This window comes from Actinomadura chibensis NBRC 106107, from assembly GCF_001552135.1.
GTDB lineage: Bacteria > Actinomycetota > Actinomycetes > Streptosporangiales > Streptosporangiaceae > Spirillospora > Spirillospora chibensis.
The window spans coordinates 32,918-49,401 of record NZ_BCQP01000040.1; the positions used below are offsets into that span (position 1 = coordinate 32,918).

At 70.8% G+C, this 16,484-nt stretch carries 18 protein-coding genes; 6 read left to right on the top strand and 12 right to left on the bottom strand.

All coding sequences use genetic code 11. The features are described 5' to 3' along the window. Positions 1–51: 51 nt before the first annotated feature. From ACH01S_RS23140 to ACH01S_RS23150, 3 genes are all read left to right on the top strand, one after another. Positions 52–2,109, top strand: coding sequence for a DHA2 family efflux MFS transporter permease subunit (locus ACH01S_RS23140; RefSeq protein ID WP_083981033.1), 2,058 nt, complete (start codon positions 52–54; stop codon positions 2,107–2,109). A gap of 117 nt (positions 2,110–2,226) precedes the next feature. Further along, entirely contained in the window at positions 2,227–3,360 is a 1,134-nt protein-coding gene (locus ACH01S_RS23145) for an acetyl-CoA C-acetyltransferase (protein ID WP_067895037.1), read from the top strand. Positions 3,361–3,428: 68 nt separating this feature from the next. Next, a complete protein-coding gene (locus ACH01S_RS23150) occupies positions 3,429–4,205 on the top strand; it encodes an enoyl-CoA hydratase-related protein (RefSeq protein WP_083981017.1) in 777 nt (258 codons plus the stop codon). Here the strand turns inward: ACH01S_RS23150 and ACH01S_RS23155 are convergent. The 8 genes from ACH01S_RS23155 to ACH01S_RS23190 all read right to left on the bottom strand — a co-directional run bounded on the left by ACH01S_RS23155 (position 4,202) and on the right by ACH01S_RS23190 (position 10,464). Next, positions 4,202–5,152 (bottom strand): helix-turn-helix domain-containing protein, encoded by a 951-nt coding sequence (locus ACH01S_RS23155; protein WP_067895040.1) that lies wholly within the window; start codon positions 5,150–5,152, stop codon positions 4,202–4,204. The two genes, ACH01S_RS23150 and ACH01S_RS23155, sit on opposite strands and share 4 nt — an antisense overlap. Positions 5,153–5,209: 57 nt before the next feature. After that, positions 5,210–5,953 carry an SDR family NAD(P)-dependent oxidoreductase gene (locus tag ACH01S_RS23160; protein WP_067895043.1) on the bottom strand — a complete coding sequence of 248 codons (744 nt, stop codon included), beginning with the start codon at positions 5,951–5,953 and terminating at the stop codon, positions 5,210–5,212. Continuing rightward, positions 5,950–6,966: a 2,3-butanediol dehydrogenase gene (locus tag ACH01S_RS23165; RefSeq protein WP_067895046.1), complete on the bottom strand. Its 1,017-nt coding sequence runs from the start codon at positions 6,964–6,966 to the stop codon at positions 5,950–5,952. The genes ACH01S_RS23160 and ACH01S_RS23165 overlap by 4 nt, the downstream gene beginning before the upstream one ends. Next, positions 6,963–8,216 carry an MFS transporter gene (locus tag ACH01S_RS23170; RefSeq protein WP_067895049.1) on the bottom strand — a complete coding sequence of 418 codons (1,254 nt, stop codon included), beginning with the start codon at positions 8,214–8,216 and terminating at the stop codon, positions 6,963–6,965. The genes ACH01S_RS23165 and ACH01S_RS23170 overlap by 4 nt, the downstream gene beginning before the upstream one ends. 3 nt (positions 8,217–8,219) lie before the next feature. Then, positions 8,220–8,753 (bottom strand): 2,4'-dihydroxyacetophenone dioxygenase family protein, encoded by a 534-nt coding sequence (locus tag ACH01S_RS23175; RefSeq protein ID WP_067895052.1) that lies wholly within the window; start codon positions 8,751–8,753, stop codon positions 8,220–8,222. A gap of 105 nt (positions 8,754–8,858) precedes the next feature. After that, positions 8,859–9,599: a GNAT family N-acetyltransferase gene (locus ACH01S_RS23180; RefSeq protein WP_067895055.1), complete on the bottom strand. Its 741-nt coding sequence runs from the start codon at positions 9,597–9,599 to the stop codon at positions 8,859–8,861. Next, positions 9,596–10,093 carry an SRPBCC family protein gene (locus tag ACH01S_RS23185; RefSeq protein ID WP_067895058.1) on the bottom strand — a complete coding sequence of 166 codons (498 nt, stop codon included), beginning with the start codon at positions 10,091–10,093 and terminating at the stop codon, positions 9,596–9,598. The genes ACH01S_RS23180 and ACH01S_RS23185 overlap by 4 nt, the downstream gene beginning before the upstream one ends. Then, positions 10,090–10,464: an ArsR/SmtB family transcription factor gene (locus ACH01S_RS23190; protein ID WP_306303259.1), complete on the bottom strand. Its 375-nt coding sequence runs from the start codon at positions 10,462–10,464 to the stop codon at positions 10,090–10,092. Before ACH01S_RS23190 ends, ACH01S_RS23185 begins: the two co-directional genes overlap by 4 nt. Positions 10,465–10,677: 213 nt before the next feature. Between ACH01S_RS23190 and ACH01S_RS23195 the strand changes: the two genes are divergently transcribed. After that, positions 10,678–11,853: a CapA family protein gene (locus tag ACH01S_RS23195; protein WP_067895063.1), complete on the top strand. Its 1,176-nt coding sequence runs from the start codon at positions 10,678–10,680 to the stop codon at positions 11,851–11,853. A 5-nt stretch (positions 11,854–11,858) separates the two neighbouring features. Here the strand turns inward: ACH01S_RS23195 and ACH01S_RS23200 are convergent, their stop codons facing one another. Beyond that, the gene (locus ACH01S_RS23200; protein WP_067895065.1) at positions 11,859–12,305 is read right to left on the bottom strand and encodes a DUF6194 family protein; all 447 of its coding nucleotides are present in this window, start codon (positions 12,303–12,305) and stop codon (positions 11,859–11,861) included. Between the two features lie 41 nt (positions 12,306–12,346). On the opposite strand from ACH01S_RS23200, the gene ACH01S_RS23205 reads away from it, so the two are divergent. Next, complete coding sequence (locus tag ACH01S_RS23205) at positions 12,347–13,087, top strand: MerR family transcriptional regulator (RefSeq protein WP_246236579.1); 741 nt, start codon at positions 12,347–12,349, stop codon at positions 13,085–13,087. A gap of 28 nt (positions 13,088–13,115) precedes the next feature. Here ACH01S_RS23205 and ACH01S_RS23210 read toward each other — a convergent pair whose 3' ends face one another. From ACH01S_RS23210 to ACH01S_RS23220, 3 genes are all read right to left on the bottom strand, one after another. Further along, positions 13,116–13,457, bottom strand: coding sequence for a hypothetical protein (locus ACH01S_RS23210; RefSeq protein ID WP_067895071.1), 342 nt, complete (start codon positions 13,455–13,457; stop codon positions 13,116–13,118). Between the two features lie 39 nt (positions 13,458–13,496). Next, positions 13,497–13,949, bottom strand: a complete 453-nt coding sequence (locus ACH01S_RS45445) for a hypothetical protein (RefSeq protein WP_218010358.1) — start codon at positions 13,947–13,949, stop codon at positions 13,497–13,499. 174 nt (positions 13,950–14,123) lie between these two features. After that, the gene (locus ACH01S_RS23220; RefSeq protein ID WP_148344276.1) at positions 14,124–14,519 is read right to left on the bottom strand and encodes a hypothetical protein; all 396 of its coding nucleotides are present in this window, start codon (positions 14,517–14,519) and stop codon (positions 14,124–14,126) included. 558 nt (positions 14,520–15,077) lie between these two features. Here ACH01S_RS23220 and ACH01S_RS23225 point away from each other — a divergent pair. Beyond that, on the top strand, positions 15,078–16,436 hold the full coding sequence (locus ACH01S_RS23225; RefSeq protein WP_169809337.1) for a DUF7927 domain-containing protein: 1,359 nt from the start codon (positions 15,078–15,080) through the stop codon (positions 16,434–16,436). Positions 16,437–16,484 lie beyond the last annotated feature (48 nt).

A 16,484-nucleotide genomic window follows, 5' to 3' on the forward strand; every position in this document is an offset into this window, starting at 1 on the left:
CCGGAGGGGCGCCGGGGGTGATCCCTTCCGGCTCATGGGTAGATGTCCGGCATGGCGGCGGAGACGGCGACGACGCGGGACGAGCGGGACATGCCGGTGGGCCGGGACCTCTATGTCATCCTCGGCGCGCTCATGCTGGCGATGCTGCTCGCCGCGCTGGACCAGACGATCGTGTCCACGGCCCTGCCGACGATCGTCAGCGACCTCGGCGGGCTGAACCACCTGTCCTGGGTCGTGACGGCGTACCTGCTCGCCTCGACCGCGTCGACGCCGCTGTGGGGCAAGCTCGGCGACCAGTACGGGCGCAAGCGGCTGTTCCAGACGTCGATCGTGATCTTCCTGGTCGGGTCGGCGCTGTGCGGGCTCGCGCAGGACATGCTGGAGCTGATCGTCTTCCGCGCGCTGCAGGGCCTCGGCGGCGGCGGGCTGATGGTGCTGGTGGTCGCGATCGTCGGGGACGTCGTCCCGCCCCGCGAGCGCGGCCGGTACCAGGGGCTGTTCGGTGCGGTGTTCGGCGTGGCGAGCGTGTGCGGGCCGCTGCTCGGCGGCTGGTTCGTGGACAACCTGACCTGGCGCTGGGTGTTCTACATCAACGTGCCGATCGGGATCGTCGCGCTGCTGGTGATCGCGGCGGTGCTGCACGCGGGCGGCGAGCGGGAGCGGCACCGCATCGACTACCTCGGCACGCTGCTGATCGTCGGCTGGGCGGTCGGGCTCGTCCTGATGACGACCTGGGGCGGGACGCGCTACGACTGGCTGTCCGCCCCGATCATCGGGCTGGCCGCCGGGTCGGTCGCGCTGATCGCGCTGTGGCTGCTCGTGGAGCGCCGCGCCGCCGAGCCGATCATGCCGCCCCGGCTGCTGGCCAACTCGGTGTTCTCGCTCGGCGCGGCGATCAGTTTCGCGGTCGGCTTCGCGATGTTCGGCGCGCTGACGTTCCTGCCGATCTTCCTGCAGGTGGTGCACGGGGTGTCGCCGACGCTGTCCGGCGTCTACCTGCTGCCGATGATGCTCGGCATGCTGATCGCCTCGATCGGCTCCGGGCAGCTCATCACCCGGTCCGGCCGCTACAAGGTCTTCCCGATGGTGGGCACGCCGATCATCGCGCTGGCGCTGTTCCTCTGCTCGGGCCTGGACGAGGACTCGACCGTCCTCGCGATGAGCCTGCGCTTCGCGCTGCTCGGCTTCGGGCTCGGGCTCGTGCTCCAGGTGCTCGTGATCGCCGTCCAGAACGCCGTGCCGTACGAGGACCTCGGGTCGGCGACGTCCGGGGTCACGTTCTTCCGGCAGATCGGCGGGTCGTTCGGCGTCGCGGTGTTCGGGTCGATCTTCAGCAACCAGCTCGCCCGGCGCATCACCGACCTCGGGCCGCGGCTGCCGCCCGGGTTCGACCCGGCGGCCGTCCAGGGGAACCCGAGCCTGCTCGACCGGTTCCCGGCCCCCGTGAAGGCGGGCGTGCTGCACGCGTACGCGCAGTCGATCGACGCGGTGTTCTTCTGGGCCGTCCCCGTGGCGGCCGTCGCGTTCGTGCTGACGTGGTTCCTGCGGGAGGTGCCGCTGCGGGCCACCTCGGCGGCGCGCGACTACGGCGAGGGGTTCGGGGCGGCGCCGACCGTCCGGTCGTCCAGGCACGAGATCGAGCGGGCGCTCAGCGAGCTGATGCGCAAGGACCCGAAGGCCCGCGAGCTCTACGACCGGCTCGCCGCCCGCTCCGGCCTCGACCTGCCGCCGGGCAGCGTGTGGGCGCTGTGCCGGATCGCCAAGGACCGGACGGTCCCCGGCGCCGACCTCGCCGAACGCGCCGGGGTCACCGTCGAGCAGGGCCGCCCGTACATCGACCGGCTGGTGGACGACGGCTACGTCCGCCGCGTCGACGGGACGCTCGCCATCACCCCGTCCGGGGAGGACGCCGCCCAGCGGCTGTTCCGCACGCGCTGCGAGGGCCTCTCCCGGCACCTGGACGGCTGGTCGCCGGAGGCCCATCCGGAGCTGACCGACGTCCTGCGGCGGCTCGCCGAGGAGTCCCTCGGGGACGACGCGGACGGCGGCGTCCTCGGCCGGCGTCCCGCCGCCGGACCGGGCGGCCCCACCGGGGCCGGCCCGGCGTAGCAGGCCCGAGACCGACTTCACAGCCCGTGCGGGGCGCGGGCGATGTAACCTCGTAACGACAGACCGAATCTCGCTCGGTTTCCCGGGACGGAACCCACCCCACCACTTGGAGGCGCAGTGGCCGAGGCGTACATCGTCGGCGCGGTCCGTACCCCCGTCGGCACCAAGAAGGGCGCTCTCAAGGACGTCCACCCGGCCGACCTCGGGGCCCACGTGCTCAAGGAGCTCGTCAACCGCACCGGGGTCGACCCGTCCGCGGTCGAAGACGTGATCATGGGCTGTGTCATGCAGGTCGGCCCGCAGACCCTCGACGTCGCGCGCACCGCGTGGCTGTCGGCCGGGCTGCCGGAGAGCGTGCCCGGCGTGACCATCGACCGGCAGTGCGGCTCGTCGCAGCAAGCGATCCACTTCGCCGCGCAGGGCGTGCTGTCCGGAACCCAGGACCTCGTCGTCGCGTCCGGCGTCGAGCAGATGGCCAAGGTGCCGATGGGGTCCACCATCGTCCAGGGGATGGACTTCCCGTTCGGCGAGGGCTGGGCCGAGCGCTACGGCATGCAGGAGATCTCCCAGTTCCGCGGCGCGGAGCTGATGGCCGAGAAGTGGGACCTCAGCCGCGAGGAGATGGAGCGGTTCGCGCTGGAGAGCCACCGGCGCGGCGCCGCCGCCATCGAGGCGGGCTACTTCGACCGGGAGATCGCGCCGATCGCGGGGCTGACCAAGGACGAGGGCGCCCGCCCCGACACGACGCTGGAGAAGATGGCGGGCCTCAAGCTGCTGCGCGAGGGCGGCCGGATGACCGCCGCGCTCGCCTCGCAGATCTCGATCGGCGCGTCCGCGCTGCTGATCGCGTCCGAGGCTGCGGTGAAGCGGCACAACCTGACCCCGCGCGCCCGGATCCACACGCTCGCGGTGACCGGCTCCGACCCGGTCTACATGCTGACCGGCCCGATCCCCGCGACGGAGCGTGCGCTGGAGCGGTCCGGGCTGAAGATCGACGACATCGACGTGTTCGAGGTCAACGAGGCGTTCGCGCCTGTCCCGATGGCATGGGCGCGCGACACGGGCGCGTCGCTGGAGAAGACGAACCCGAACGGCGGCGCGATCGCGCTCGGGCACCCGCTCGGCGCGACCGGCGGCATCCTGATGACCAAGCTCCTGCACGAGCTGGAGCGCACCGGCGGACGCTACGGCCTGCAGACCATGTGCGAGGGCGGCGGCCAGGCCAACGCCACGATCATCGAGCGGCTGTAGCCCCCGCCGCGGCCCGCCCGCTGGGCTGGACGGGCGGGCCGCGCGCGGCGGCTGGGAACGGGCTGGAAATGGATGAGACGGTCCTCTACTCGGTGGACGATCGGGTCGCGCGCATCACGCTGAACCGGCCCGAGGCCCGCAACGCGCTGAACGACCGGATGATCGGGGAGCTGCTCGCCGCGTTCGAGCGGGCGGCGGCCGACGACGCCGTACGGGTGATCGTCCTGACCGGGGCGGGAGACCGGGCGTTCTGCGCCGGAGCCGACCTCGGCGGCCTCGGCCGCGCCGGCCTGGACGTGGCCGACATCCGGCGGAGTGCGCCCTTCCGCCTGTTCACCGCGTTCCCGAGGCTCGGCAAGCCGATCATCGCGCGGCTCGCCGGGCACGCCGTCGCGGGCGGCCTCGGCCTCGCCGCCGCCTGCGACCTGGTGATCGCGGCGGATGACGTCAAGCTCGCGACCCCCGAGGTCAACGTCGGTCTCTGGCCCATGATGATCATGGCGATCATCGACCGGAACGTCGCGCCGAAGCACGCGTTCAAGCTGTACTACACCGGCTCCCGGATCACCGCCGCCGAGGGGCGCGAGATCGGCCTCGTCACCGAGGTCGTGCCGCGCGCGGACCTGGACGCCCGCGTCGACGAGCTGGCCGCCGTGATCGCGTCCAAGAGCCCGGTCGGCCTGCGCCGCGGCCGCGACGCCTTCTTCGCGGTCGAGGGGCGCCCGCTGGAGGACCAGGTGGCCTACCTGCTCGGCGAGCTGGTCGGCCTCGCCGCCACCGAGGACGCCAAGGAGGGGATCACGGCCTTCCTGGAGAACCGCCCGCCCGACTTCAAAGGTCGCTAGCGGCCCGCGCGGGCCTCGGACGGGGTGCGCCCGAACCGGGCCCGGAAGTGCCGGGCGAACAGCGCCTGGCTGGAGAAGCCCCAGCGGTAGGCGACGTCCGCGATCGTCGTGTCCGCCGCGCCGGGGGCGGTCAGCTCGTCGTGGGCGCGCTGGAGGCGGCGCTCCAGGATGTACTTGGCGGGGGTCGTCCCGGCCGACTCGAAGATCCGGCCGAGGTGCCGCGCCGACACCGCCATCACCCCGGCGACCTGGCCCGGGGTGAGGGTGAGGTCGTGCAGGTGCCGCTCGATGTAGTCCTTGGCGACGATGAGCTGCGTCCGGTACGCGGCGGGCGCGTCGCCGCCGCCCGCGCGCTCGGTGGCGAGCATCCTGATCAGGTCGAGGACGGTGTCGCGGGCGCCCTCCGGGCCGTCCGCGCCGGGGTTCTCCAGGACGGTGCGGAGCGCGCCGAGCAGCTCGCCCTCGCGGGCCGTCCCGCGCCCGAACAGCATGGGCGCGGCGACGCCGCCCGACACGCACTCCTCGACGAACAGGTCGCGGGGAACGTCCACCAGGAACTGCCGCATCGACGACGAGAACCCGAACAGGTACGGGCGGCGCGTGTCGTACACGACGAGGTCGCCCGCGGCGGCGGACAGGCAGCCGTGCTCGTGCAGGAACACCGCCTCGCCCTTGACCAGCAGCGTCGCGAAGACGGAGTCCTTCGGCGTGGACCGCGCGACCTGCGGGGTCCGCTCGACGGCGTGAGCGTTGCCGCTGATCTCCGCCAGCCGGACGTCGCCGAGGTCGAAGTTGGACTGCCGGGCGAGCAGCCCGTGCTCCGAGTACGCGGACACGGACAGCCCGACCAGCGCTCTGCGGTTGTACTCCTCCCAGAACTCGATGCGCTCGCGCGGATCGACGTCCTCCGTGCTGGCCTGGGAGATCATCTGTGCGGGTCCCGGCATTGGTCTCTTCCTCCCGGTGACGGGCGGCCTCAGTCGGAGCCTACGCCGCTTTACCCGTCAAACCGCCAGGTAGCCTCCGTCCACCGGAAGGATCGCGCCGCTCACGTAGGACGCGGCGGGCGAGCACAGGAACGCCGCGACCGCCGCGACCTCGCCCGGCCGCCCGTACCGGCCCGCCGGGATCCGCGCCAGGACGGCCGCCGCGGCGGGCGGGTCGTCCAGCAGGCCCCGGGCCAGCGGGGTGACCACGAAGCCGGGCGCGACGGCGTTGACCCGGACGCCGTCCGCCGCGTACTCGGCCGCGAGCGACCTCGTGAGCTGCGAGATCCCGCCCTTGCTCGCGCTGTAGGCGGGACGGTCCCGGCTCCCCGAGAACGCGAACATCGACGACACGTTGACGATCGACCCGCCGCGCCGGGCGAGCGCCGGACGGGCCGCCTGGCACGCCACCATCGTCGCGGTCAGGTTGATCTCCAGGACGCGGCGCCACCGGCCGAGGTCGTACTCGTCCCGGTCGTGGCTGACGCCCGCGCAGTTCACGAGGACGTCCAGCGGGTCGGTGTCGGCGATGATCCGGGTCAGGCCGCCGTCGTCCAGCACGTCGTGCTCGACGACCCGGACCCCGGCGTGGCGCGGCAGCTCGTCCGGATCGGACGGCAGCAGCCCGAGCGCGACGACCTCCGCCCCGAGCTCGGCGAACAGGACGGCGGTCGCCGACCCGATCCCGGACGTCCCGCCGGTGACGAACACCCGCCGCCCGGCGAACAGGCCGGGCGCGAACCCCTCCGTGGCGTCGGTCATGGCCGCACCAGCACCTTGATCTCCTCCATGGTGTTCAGCAGCGTCTCGAACCCGTCGCGGACGACCTCGTCCAGCGGGACGACCGAGGTCACGATGGACGCGAAGTCCATGCCCTCCTCGGACGCGAGCCGGATCAGCTCGGGGTGGCAGTCCCGGTACCCGACCGACGCGATGATCGACTGCTCGTTGTTGACCAGCGCGAACGCGTCGATCGCGAACGTCCCGCCGAGGCCGAGCAGGACGACCCGGCCGCCGCGCCGGGTGGCGGCGAGGCAGTCGGACAGCGTCCGCTCCGCGCCGACCGCCTCGAACGCGAGGTCGGCGGCGCCGGGCGGCAGCTCACCGGCGTCCACGACGTCCGCCGCGCCGAGCCGCCTGGCGAGCGCGCGGCGGGTCGGGGACGGGTCGCACCCGATCACCTTCCCGGCCCCGTACCGGACGGCGAGCTGCACGACCAGCAGCCCGATCGGGCCGAGCCCGACGACCGCGACGGTCTCGCCCTCCCGGAGCCCGGACCGGCGGACGCCGTGCAGCGCGACCGCGGCGGGCTCGAACACGGCCGCCTGCTCCAGCGAAACGTCGTCCGGCAGCCGGTGCAGCATGTAGGACGGCACGACCGCCCGCTCGGCGAGCCCGCCGTCGCCCATCAGCCCGGCGAACCCGAAGTGGCGGCACAGGTTGTACTCGCCCGCCTCGCACCGCGCGCACTCGCCGCACCGGTAGTGCGGCTCGACGGCGACGGGGTCGCCGGGCTCGAACCCGGTGACGCCGGGGCCGACGGCGGCGACCGTCCCGCAGAACTCGTGGCCGAGGGTGAGCGGCGCGGTCCGCCCCGACTCGGGGTGCGGCTCCTTGACCGGGATCGCGTGCGGCCCGTCGGCGTATTCGTGCAGGTCGCTCCCGCAGATCCCGCAGTACGCGACGGTGATCGCCACTTCGCCGGGACCGGGCAGCCGAGGCGCGACGTCCTCGACCCGCACGTCCCTGGGCCCATGCCAGACAGCAGCCTTCATCGAGTGACCGCCTCACGTCGGCGCAGCACGGCCGGGGCCGTCTCGCGGAGGCCGAACGACAGCAGCACCACGAGCGCCGCCCCTCCCGCGGCGATGAACATGGCCGCGTCCAGTCCCCAGATGTCGGACGCCCGCCCGGCGACCAGCGGGCCGAGGAACCCGCCCGCCAGCTCGCCCACGCCCATGATCACGCCGAGCGCGGTGGCGAGCGCGGCGCGCGGCACGGTCTCGGCCGGGATCGTCGCCATGAACAGCGTGAAGCAGCCGAGCCCCGTGTAGGTGAGGATCATCAGCGTGCCGAGCAGCAGCGGGCTGTCCACGTACACGACGGCGACCGGGCAGCAGACGGCGAGCAGCGTGAACCCGATCAGCGCCTTGCGGCGGCCGATCCGGTCGGAGATCCCCGGGGTCGCGAAGCCCCACAGCACCCAGGCGACGCCGAGGCAGGTCATGACGGCGCTCATCGTCCCGGAGCCCCAGTCCTTCTCGTCGGTCAGGTACTTGGGGGTGAAGGTGATCAGCGTGACGAACCACGTCAGGTAGCAGGGCGCGATCAGCATGCAGATCACGACGTTGCGCAGCCGCAGGACGTCCTTGACGGGGGTCTTCTCGGCCCGCTCCCGGGGCGCGGCGGCCGCGCGGGGCGCCCGCTCCAGCACGAACTTCGCGATCAGCGCGGTGACGATCAGGCCGGGGACGATCGTGACGAAGAACGCCGTCCGCCAGCCGAACGCGTCCGCCATCCACACGACCACGACCGGCGCGACGATCCCGCCGAGCAGGCCCGCCGACGAGCCCTGCAGCAGCCCCATGTTCAGCCCGCGCCGCGACTCCCGCGACGCCTCGACCATGAGCGACTGCGCCATCGGCAGCACCGCGCCCTCCGCGGTGCCCATCAGCGCCCGCGCCGCGAGCAGCCCGAGGAAGCCGCTCATCAGCCCGGACGCCGACGAGAACAGCGAGAACAGCAGGACCGCCGCGATCAGGATCGGCTTGCGCCTGCCGAGGCGGTCCGACAGGCTCCCGGCGAACATCCCCGCGAGTGCCCACGTCAGCGCGAGCACCCCGGACAGGACGCCCAACTGCGAGTTCGACAGGCCGAAGTCGTCGTCCATGTAGGGGGCGAGGAACGCGAGGGCCTGCCGGTCGAAGAACACGAAGCCGAACGCCAGGAACAGGACGGCCAGCAACCGGTTCTCGTACCGGTCCGGCGTCGTCGCGGGCGATGCGCGCTTCAGCAGGGTGACCATGGGCTACCTGAACAGCGAGTCGATGTAGTCCGCGCCCAGTCCGACCTTGTCGTAGTGCTTGCGGCACATGTCGATGTAGTCGTGGACGTCGAAGTACCCGGCGGTGTCGCCGTTCTCGTCCAGCCAGATGAGCGGGCCCTTGACGATGAACAGCGTCTTCATGGGCTCTTCGTGCTCGTAGGCGACGAGCGTGTGGCCCTCGCCGGGGGATTCGTAGACGAAGTCGCCAGCCGTCGCCGTCCAGGGCCGCTCCAGGTAGCCCCACTTGCCGGAGATCGTGTAGGCGAACACCTCGTGCGGGTGGTAGTGCCGGTTGACGAGCCCGGCCTCCTTGGACCGCAGGATGTCGGACCAGGTGTTGTCCTTGACGTTGATCCACAGGGGGCGGGAACCGACCGTCTCGGTGAACGGCACGTAGTACCGGTCGTCGTCGGTGGCCACATTCGGGATGTAGACCTCCGGCAGCGCGTCCGGCTTGAGGGAGTTCTCGATCGGCTTGAGGTTCTTCCAGAACTCCGAACTGGGGGTTTCAGGCATGTGAACGGCTCCTCTCACAGCACGTTGCCGTGAGTGAACCTCGCGTTCACCACCCCCGTCTTTCCTCTCCCGGACGTCGGCGTTTGCAGATCCAGGACATCCCGCTCACCGGCGCCGGTAGTGGTACCCGCACAGCTCCCCGAACCCCGCCCCCTCATACAGCCGGACGGCCGGACGGTTGCCGGTCAGCACCTGGAGGTACATGCGGGTCGCGCGCCGCGCACGGGCCCAGTCCGCGAGCGCGGCGAGCACGTCCCGCCCCGCGCCCCTCCCGCGTGCCTCGGCACGGGTCGCCATGCCGAATATCCCGGCCCAGCCGTCGTCGGCGACGGCGCGTCCGACCGCGACGACGGAACCGCCGTCGATGAGGCTCGCGTATCCGGACGGCCCCGGCACGCGCCGGAGGAGGTCCCGTTCGGCGTCGACGTCGCCGCCGTTGACCGCCTGCCAGGTTTCGAGCCATTCGCGGGACGGGTGGTCGTCCACCCGGACCCGCTTCGACGGTGGCCGCGTCAAAAGGCGCCTGGTCGCCGCCACTCTCAGCGACACCGTGAGTTCGCGCTGGTAGCCGCGTTCGGCGAGGGCGGCGTCGAGCGTGTCCGGGCACACGCCCGGGGTTATCTGGAAGCGCGCGGCGGCGCCGCGGCGGGCGTAGAAGTCTTCGGCTTCGGCGATTCTGCGCGCCAGTTCGCCGGGCTCGGCGTCGCCATGGGGGAGGACGGTCCCGATCCACCAGGACGGGCCTCGGGTGTGGCGGAGGCGCCATCCGCCGACTTCTCTGGTGTCGTCCGCCGGGAGGGCCCTGGCCGCCTTCTCCTGGAGGCTCCTCGCCGTTTCGGCGGTCATTCGGGTGAGAGGCCCTCGTAGTAGGCGACCTGCGCGGGGTAGTAGTCGTCGAATTCGGGCTTGGGGGCGTCCGTCATGGAGGCGGTGAGCATGTCGAGGTAGTACTCCCAGCCCGGACCGGTCGTGGTGACGTCCGTTCCCGGGTCGAGGTGGTGGAGGAAGGTCAGCGTCGTCTCGCCGTCCGCCTCGCTGAGCCGGGCCTCCAGGTGCCAGCGGCCGTACTCGTCGACCGTCTCCACCTCCAGGCGGCGGGGCGGCTCGCAGGCGATGATCGTCATGTCGCTCTCCGGCGCGCCCTCCTCGTGGACGAGCGTGAGCCGCACCGTCGCGCCCGGCCTGCCGTCGCCGGTCCAGCTCGCGAACCAGCGCGCCGTCCGCTCGGACTCGGTGATGCTGGCCCAGACGTCCTCGATCGCGGCCTTGTAGTGGCGCGTCAGTTGCAGGTCGGAGCCGGTCGCGGTGGTGAGCAACCGGCCGGTGGGCGGTGGTGTCATCCTGCGCTCCTCTTCGGGGTGTCGGTCGGTTCGGCGGCCGTTCGCCGGTCGCGCCGGGCGCGGTGGACCTCGGTGTCCAGGGCGTCGAGCCGCTGCTCCCACGCCTGCCCGCGGACGGCCGCCAGCCACCGGTCGATCTCCCGGAGCGGGCCGGGGTCGGCGCGGTAGTGCCGCTCGCGGCCCGCCGTCTCGGCCGCGACGAGGCCCGCCTCGCGCAGCACGCGCAGGTGGCGGCTCACCGCCGGACGGCTGATCTCCGGGAACGCGGCGGCCAGCGTGCCCGCCGTGCGCGGGCCGCCGGTGGCGAGCAGCAGCACGATGCGGCGGCGCACCGGATCGGCGACGGCGGCGAAGGCGTCCATGGAGGACATGTAACCATCGTGTTACGCGTCTTGTCGAGCGGGACGCCGGAGCCGGACGGCCGCCGGGCGCGGCTCGGGCGGGGCGCGGCTCCGGCGGTCGGAGAATCGTCCGTGTTTGGCCGAGTTCGTGATGGCCATCCAATTTCTCAAAGTATGCCTAATGCCGGGCCAGCTTCCGGTAAGGCGTCGTTTCGAGTGAATTGAGATGTTGATGACCTACGCATGGGAACTTCGGCATGCATTCGGAAGGCCCCGAAGGCGCGGCGGCCCACTCGCGGCAGGGGGGCGACGAGCGTCCTGCTGGTCGGCGCGCTCGGGTTCGCCGCGCTGTCGGGTTGCGACAGCGGTAAGGAGCGTCCGGCGGGGCAGCGGGGGGCGACCGAATCGGCCGCCCCCGGGACGGGCCGGTTCACCGTCGCGGGGACGGGCGACTTCCTTCTCCATGAGCCCATCACCAAACAGGCCGCCGCGGACGCCCGTGCCAGGGACAAGAAAGGCTTCGACTTCACTCCGATGCTCGCCCAGTTGAAGCCATATATCGGCAAGGCGGATCTGGGGGTCTGCCACGTCGAGACGCCCTTGGCCCCGCCCTCGGGTCCCTTTGAGGGATATCCGATGTTCAGTTCACCGCCGCAGATCGCGGACGCGATCCGCGGGCTCGGCTACGACACGTGCTCCACGGCGTCCAACCACTCCCTTGACCAGGGCGAACCCGGTGTCCGCCGGACGATCGACGACCTCAACAGGGTGGACGTCCGGCACGCGGGCACGGCCCTCAGCCCGGAACAGGCGAAGCAGATCAACCTCATGACCGTGAAGGGCGTCAAGGTCGCGCAACTCTCCTACACCTATGGCACCAACGGCATTTCGGCGCCCGGCGGGAAGACCTGGCTCGTGAACACGCCGATCAACCCCGACAGGGTTCTCTCGGACGCGGCCCGTGCCAAGCAGGCCGGTGCCGAAGTCGTGATACTCAGCCTCCATTGGGGAACGGAATACCAGCACGCCGCCACACCCGAGCAGCGGCGCCTGGCGAGGACATTGCTGGCGTCGAACAACGTTGACCTGATCATCGGGTGCCACGCCCATGTCGTGCAGCCTTTCGAGCAGATCAATGGAAAATGGGTCGTGTACGGAATGGGGAACCAGGTCGCCAACCCGACCGCGAACGAGCAGACCACGCACGAAGGGCTCATCGCCTGGCTGACCTTCACCCGGGACGCTCAGAAGCGGTGGAGGGCGCAGCCCGCCTTCGTCCCCACTCTGGTGACGGCGGGCCCGCCGATCAGGCTCCGGACGCTCGGCAAGAATTCCGGCAGCCAGGCCACCGTGGACCGCACGACGAAGGTCGTGCGGAGCCTCGGATACAACGTCCCGATCGCGTCGCCGCCGAAGTAGGACCGTCAGCGGCGGGCCGCCCGCGAGCGCGCCGCCTCATGCGCCTCGCGCATGAGGCGAACCGCCAGCGAAAAGGTCTCCGCGCCGGGACAGACGATCGAGACCCACCCCTGCGCGCGATACACGGGGTGGGGCAGGAGGGTGTCGGCCGCCGCGAAGTCGACCGGCTCGCCCGCCTCCTCCCCGATGAGCTCGGCGGACGCGCGCCTGCCGACGTGGATGTTCAGCCGCCACCGGTCGGGACGGTCCAGGTCGCTCAGGCTGTCGTCGGGGTAGTTCTTCGTCACTATGGTGGCGTAGGGCTGCGTGCGCTGCGGCACCTGCCTGTCGGGCGCGTAGTAGAAGAAGTGGTCGCCCCAGGCGATCTCCGGGAACTCGCTTCCCTCGGACGGCGCCAGCTCAAGCACCCCGTCGAACGCACGGACCGCCGCGAGGATCTGCTCCATACTCATGGTTCAAGCGTGGCGTTGAAGTGCTTATGGAGGGTTGGCTCGTGGGCCACGACGATCCGGCGGTGGAGCCCCTGAGTACCGCGGCCGTGGCGGCGGCGACCGGCTACTCGGTCCAGCAGATCCGCGACCTGGAGGCGCGGGGTGTCATTCCGGCCGCGTCCCGGGCGCCCAACGGATACCGAAGCTTCTCTATGACGCACGTCCGCGACCTGCGCGCCTACCGGGATCTCGCCCATGCGGTGGGCCCGGTCGAGGCGCGTAGGGCAATGCGCGAAATCCGGTCGCTGCCGCCAGACCAAGCGGTGGCGCTGCTCTGCTCCTTCCACGCCCGTCTCAACCAGGAACGGGAACAGGCGCTCGCCGCCCGCGAGGCGCTCCGTGCCATTCGCGCGGAAGCGGCGACCGACGCCGAACCCGCGGAAGCCGACTCGATGACCATCACCGAACTGTCCCGAGCGCTGGGCCTGCGCGCGTCCACGCTCCGCTTCTGGGAGCAAATGGGCCTGGTAACTCCAGAACGCATGAAGACCCGAGCCGGAACGGCCCGCCGCTACCACCTCGCCGCGATCCGCGAAGCCCGAATCACCGCAGCCCTACGCGCTGCCGGATACCGCATCCCGGACGTCCAGCGAGCCGTCACGGCGATCCGGGACCTTCACGACGTGAGCCATTCCCTGGAGGCGCTCGACACCCGCCTGAACGCCATCGCCCAATGCGCCCTGTCTCTACTTCGCGCAGGGACGACGCTCTCTGAAATCGTCCAGGCACCCTCAGGGCAGTGAGTTAGCGTCTCGGAAAATGAAGGAATGATCAATCGAGTCGTCGTCCCATTTTCGCCGACTGCCGATTGTATCCCTTCGTATCCCACCATTCTTCCAGATGAGTGTGGACGAGGTGGACGAGCTGCCGGAGTCTTTCGGGAGAGGGCGCGGGCGAGGTGAGAACGTCCACCCAGGACTTGTCGTGCCAGGGGAGCGTGACCACCCAGTGTTCGTCCGGGTGGCCTTGGCGGCGTACGGTCAGCCGGTACGTCAACGTCGGCCCTCGGTCCGGATCGTGCTCCACCGACAGGTCGGTGATGTCGAAGCGGACCCCGTCCGCGGTGACGTACGAGCGACTCAGGGCCTGCTCGGCCTGCGTCTGTTCTTCCACAGGGCTACCATTTCACCTCGTCCCGCGCCCGACACGCGCCTAGCAGGCGGACCCGGTCGCCGCGAGCTGGTTGACCGGGTAGGCGGTCAGGAGGTCGTTGCTCCCCGCCGGAGTACCGATGATGGTGCGGAACTTCTCCCTTCGCGGGCACTGATTCGCGTATGTGGAATAGCCGCCGCGCCCGTTCGGGTCACCGGACCAGATCGCGGTGCCGATCTTCCGGTCCATCGTTCTGTTCCAGCCGTGACGTGCCTTGATGTGCTTCCAGCCCCACGTTCGCGTGCCGCAGCGCAGGGTGAAGGCCTGAGGCCCCCGGTAGTACCTCTTGAGGATGTAATTGCGGCTGTGACTCCTGCACTTGGCGTCAAAGCTGGTGGCCGCGCTGACGGTCTTCCCGGAGGTAGGGGACGCCGAAGCGCCGGTCGGAATCAGCAGCGCCGACGCGACGACGGCAGTCGACAGCCCTACCTTGACGGAAGTGGTGAGAAGCATGCTTTCCCCTCTGTTTCCCCGTAGTCACCAGGTCATGAAGAGCCTTCTTCGGTGACCTTGCACAGGGTTCCAGCGCCGCCCACTCGCCGTCAATTTTTTAAATTTCAATCCAAAAATGAAGTATGTCGCGCGCCCTTTGTCGATGGAGGGGTATTTCTCGCCTTTGGACGGTGGTCAGCGGTGCAGGCGGCTGGGCGTTCCCGGCGGCCAGCGGAGTTGGTGACCGCGCATGCGGGTCAGCGTCGGCCACCGCACGGACACCCCGTCCTCCACGCCCAGGCGCATGTAGAAGGCGAAAGCGAAGACGACCCCGAGACCCGCGCCGCCGAACAGGAACGGCCGCAGCGCCTCTCCAGCGGGGATCATCAGCAGCGCGCAGAGCACCGCAGCCGCCAGAGAGCCAACCGTCAGCCCCCGGAACAACTGCTGCCGCCGCCTGGCCCTCGCCAGTGAGGAGACTCGCACGGTCAGCGTCCTGCCGCAGGCGGAGCACTGCACTCGCGTGTCCTGGTGGCCGTGCTCCGGCCGCTCGACGGGAACGGGGTGGACGAGCCACTCGCGCTTGGCCACAAAGACACCAGAGGTGGTGGACACTAAATGGCCGTACCCGATCCCCGGATTAGGCCCCAAGGGCAGTCTGCTCACGTCCACTCCTCCCACCGGGCGCTCCAACACCAGCCGCGCCGCCACACGTCTCCATTCCAGTTTGTAGCCGAAACCGCCCAGAAAGGCGACCCCATGGCCGGCACCCGACCCGAGCCGCCACCCCTGTAACTACTCTTGCGCCATCCGTCACCAGTTTGAGCTGGGCGAAGCCGCATAAGCGAATGGCCGAAAATGGGAAAGCCCCCTCCGAAGAGGGGGCCTGTGGGGGACGGGTTACCGGTCGAGTTCACCGGTCTTGGTGCGATTGACGAGACCGGTGCCGACCGTCCGGCTGAACCGGGGATCGGGGCCCTGCGGGTCGGTTCCGCCCTGCCGGCACGCGGATTGCGGCCCGTGTGCTTACGAGTGCCGCAAGGCACCGAACGCGCTCTGCGGCGTGGGGAGTTCATGGCCGGTAGGCGGTCACCTCTTGGCTCGTGCCAGCTTACGTTACTATATGTGACTAAACTTAACTCTAAGTGGTTGTCGCTCCTTGCGGGAGCGACGACGGCCGCGGCGCTGGCACTCGTGCCGGTCACCGCACACGCGCAGCAGGTCAGCCGGACGTTCGGCTACACCGGAGCGCCGCAGACGTTCACCGTCCCGGAAGGGGTCTGCGAGTTGACGGTGGACGCCTTCGGAGCCGCAGGCGGCGACGCCTTCTACGGGTCTCCCGGGGGACGGGGCGGTGAGGTCATCGCCACTGTCCCGGTCACTCCCGGGGACGCACTGACGATCGACGTCGGCGGCGCGGGCACCGGCGGAGACGCCAACGTTCGAACGCCCGCGCGAGGCGGCTACGGCGGGGGCGGCCAGCCCGGCGCGTTCAACGAAGAGCGCATTCCCGGCAACGGCACCGTCGGCGGCGGCGGTGGCGGGGCGACGAAGGTCAGCCTTGCCCTGGAGCCGCTCATCATCGCGGGTGGAGGAGGCGGGGGCGCGGGCAGCTTCACCGACGTCTCAGCGGGCCACGGCGGGGACGGCGGCCGTACCGGCACCAACGGCGGCACCCCTGACCAGCCCGGCGCGGGCGGAGGCGGTACCTCCGCGGGCAAGGGCGGCGCGGCGGGGCAACCGGTCGCGGAGTTCGACCAGCCCGGCCTCCCCGGCGGCGACGCGGTCGACGGCGTCGGCGGAGACGGCGCCGTGAACCTCCAGGATCCGCACATGGGAACGGGCGGCGGGGGCGGCGGAGGCGCGCAGGGCGGTGGCGCCGGCGGCTCCTCCTCGGTCGGCACCATGTATGGGGGCGGCGGTGCGGGAGGCTCAAGCCTCGGCCCCGCCGATGCCACCTACAACACCGGCGTCCGCCAGGGCGATGGCGAAGTGACACTCACCTACGACACCGAGTCGTGCGGCGTCCCACCTACGCCGACGCCAACGCCGACGGAGCCTACGCCGACGCCAACGGAACCCACGCCGACGCCGACGCCGACCAAGCCCTCTCCTACACCGTGTCCAAACGAGAAACTCAAGGTCGAGAAGACCACCGACCGGGCCAGGGTGCCGGTCGGAGGGACGGTGCACTATCGCATCCGCGTTACCAACACCTGCGCCGGCGTCTTCCACAAGGCCACGTTCACCGATGACCTGGCCGACGTCCTCGACAACGGCCGTCTCAAGGGGCCGATCCACGCCAGCGTCGGCGCCGCCCGCCTGACCGACCACACCCTGACCTGGACTGGTGATCTGCAACCCGGTCAGACGGCCGAGATCACCTACACGGTGATCGCCTGCAACCCGGGGGTACTACGCAACATTCTCACCTGGCACTGCAAGTCATCCGACAAGCGATGGAACTGCGTCGTGAAAACCAACACCAAGGTTCATCGCAAGCACTGACCCATGCGCAAGGGGCCCTGGGAATACCTGGGGCCCTTGCCCATGGCC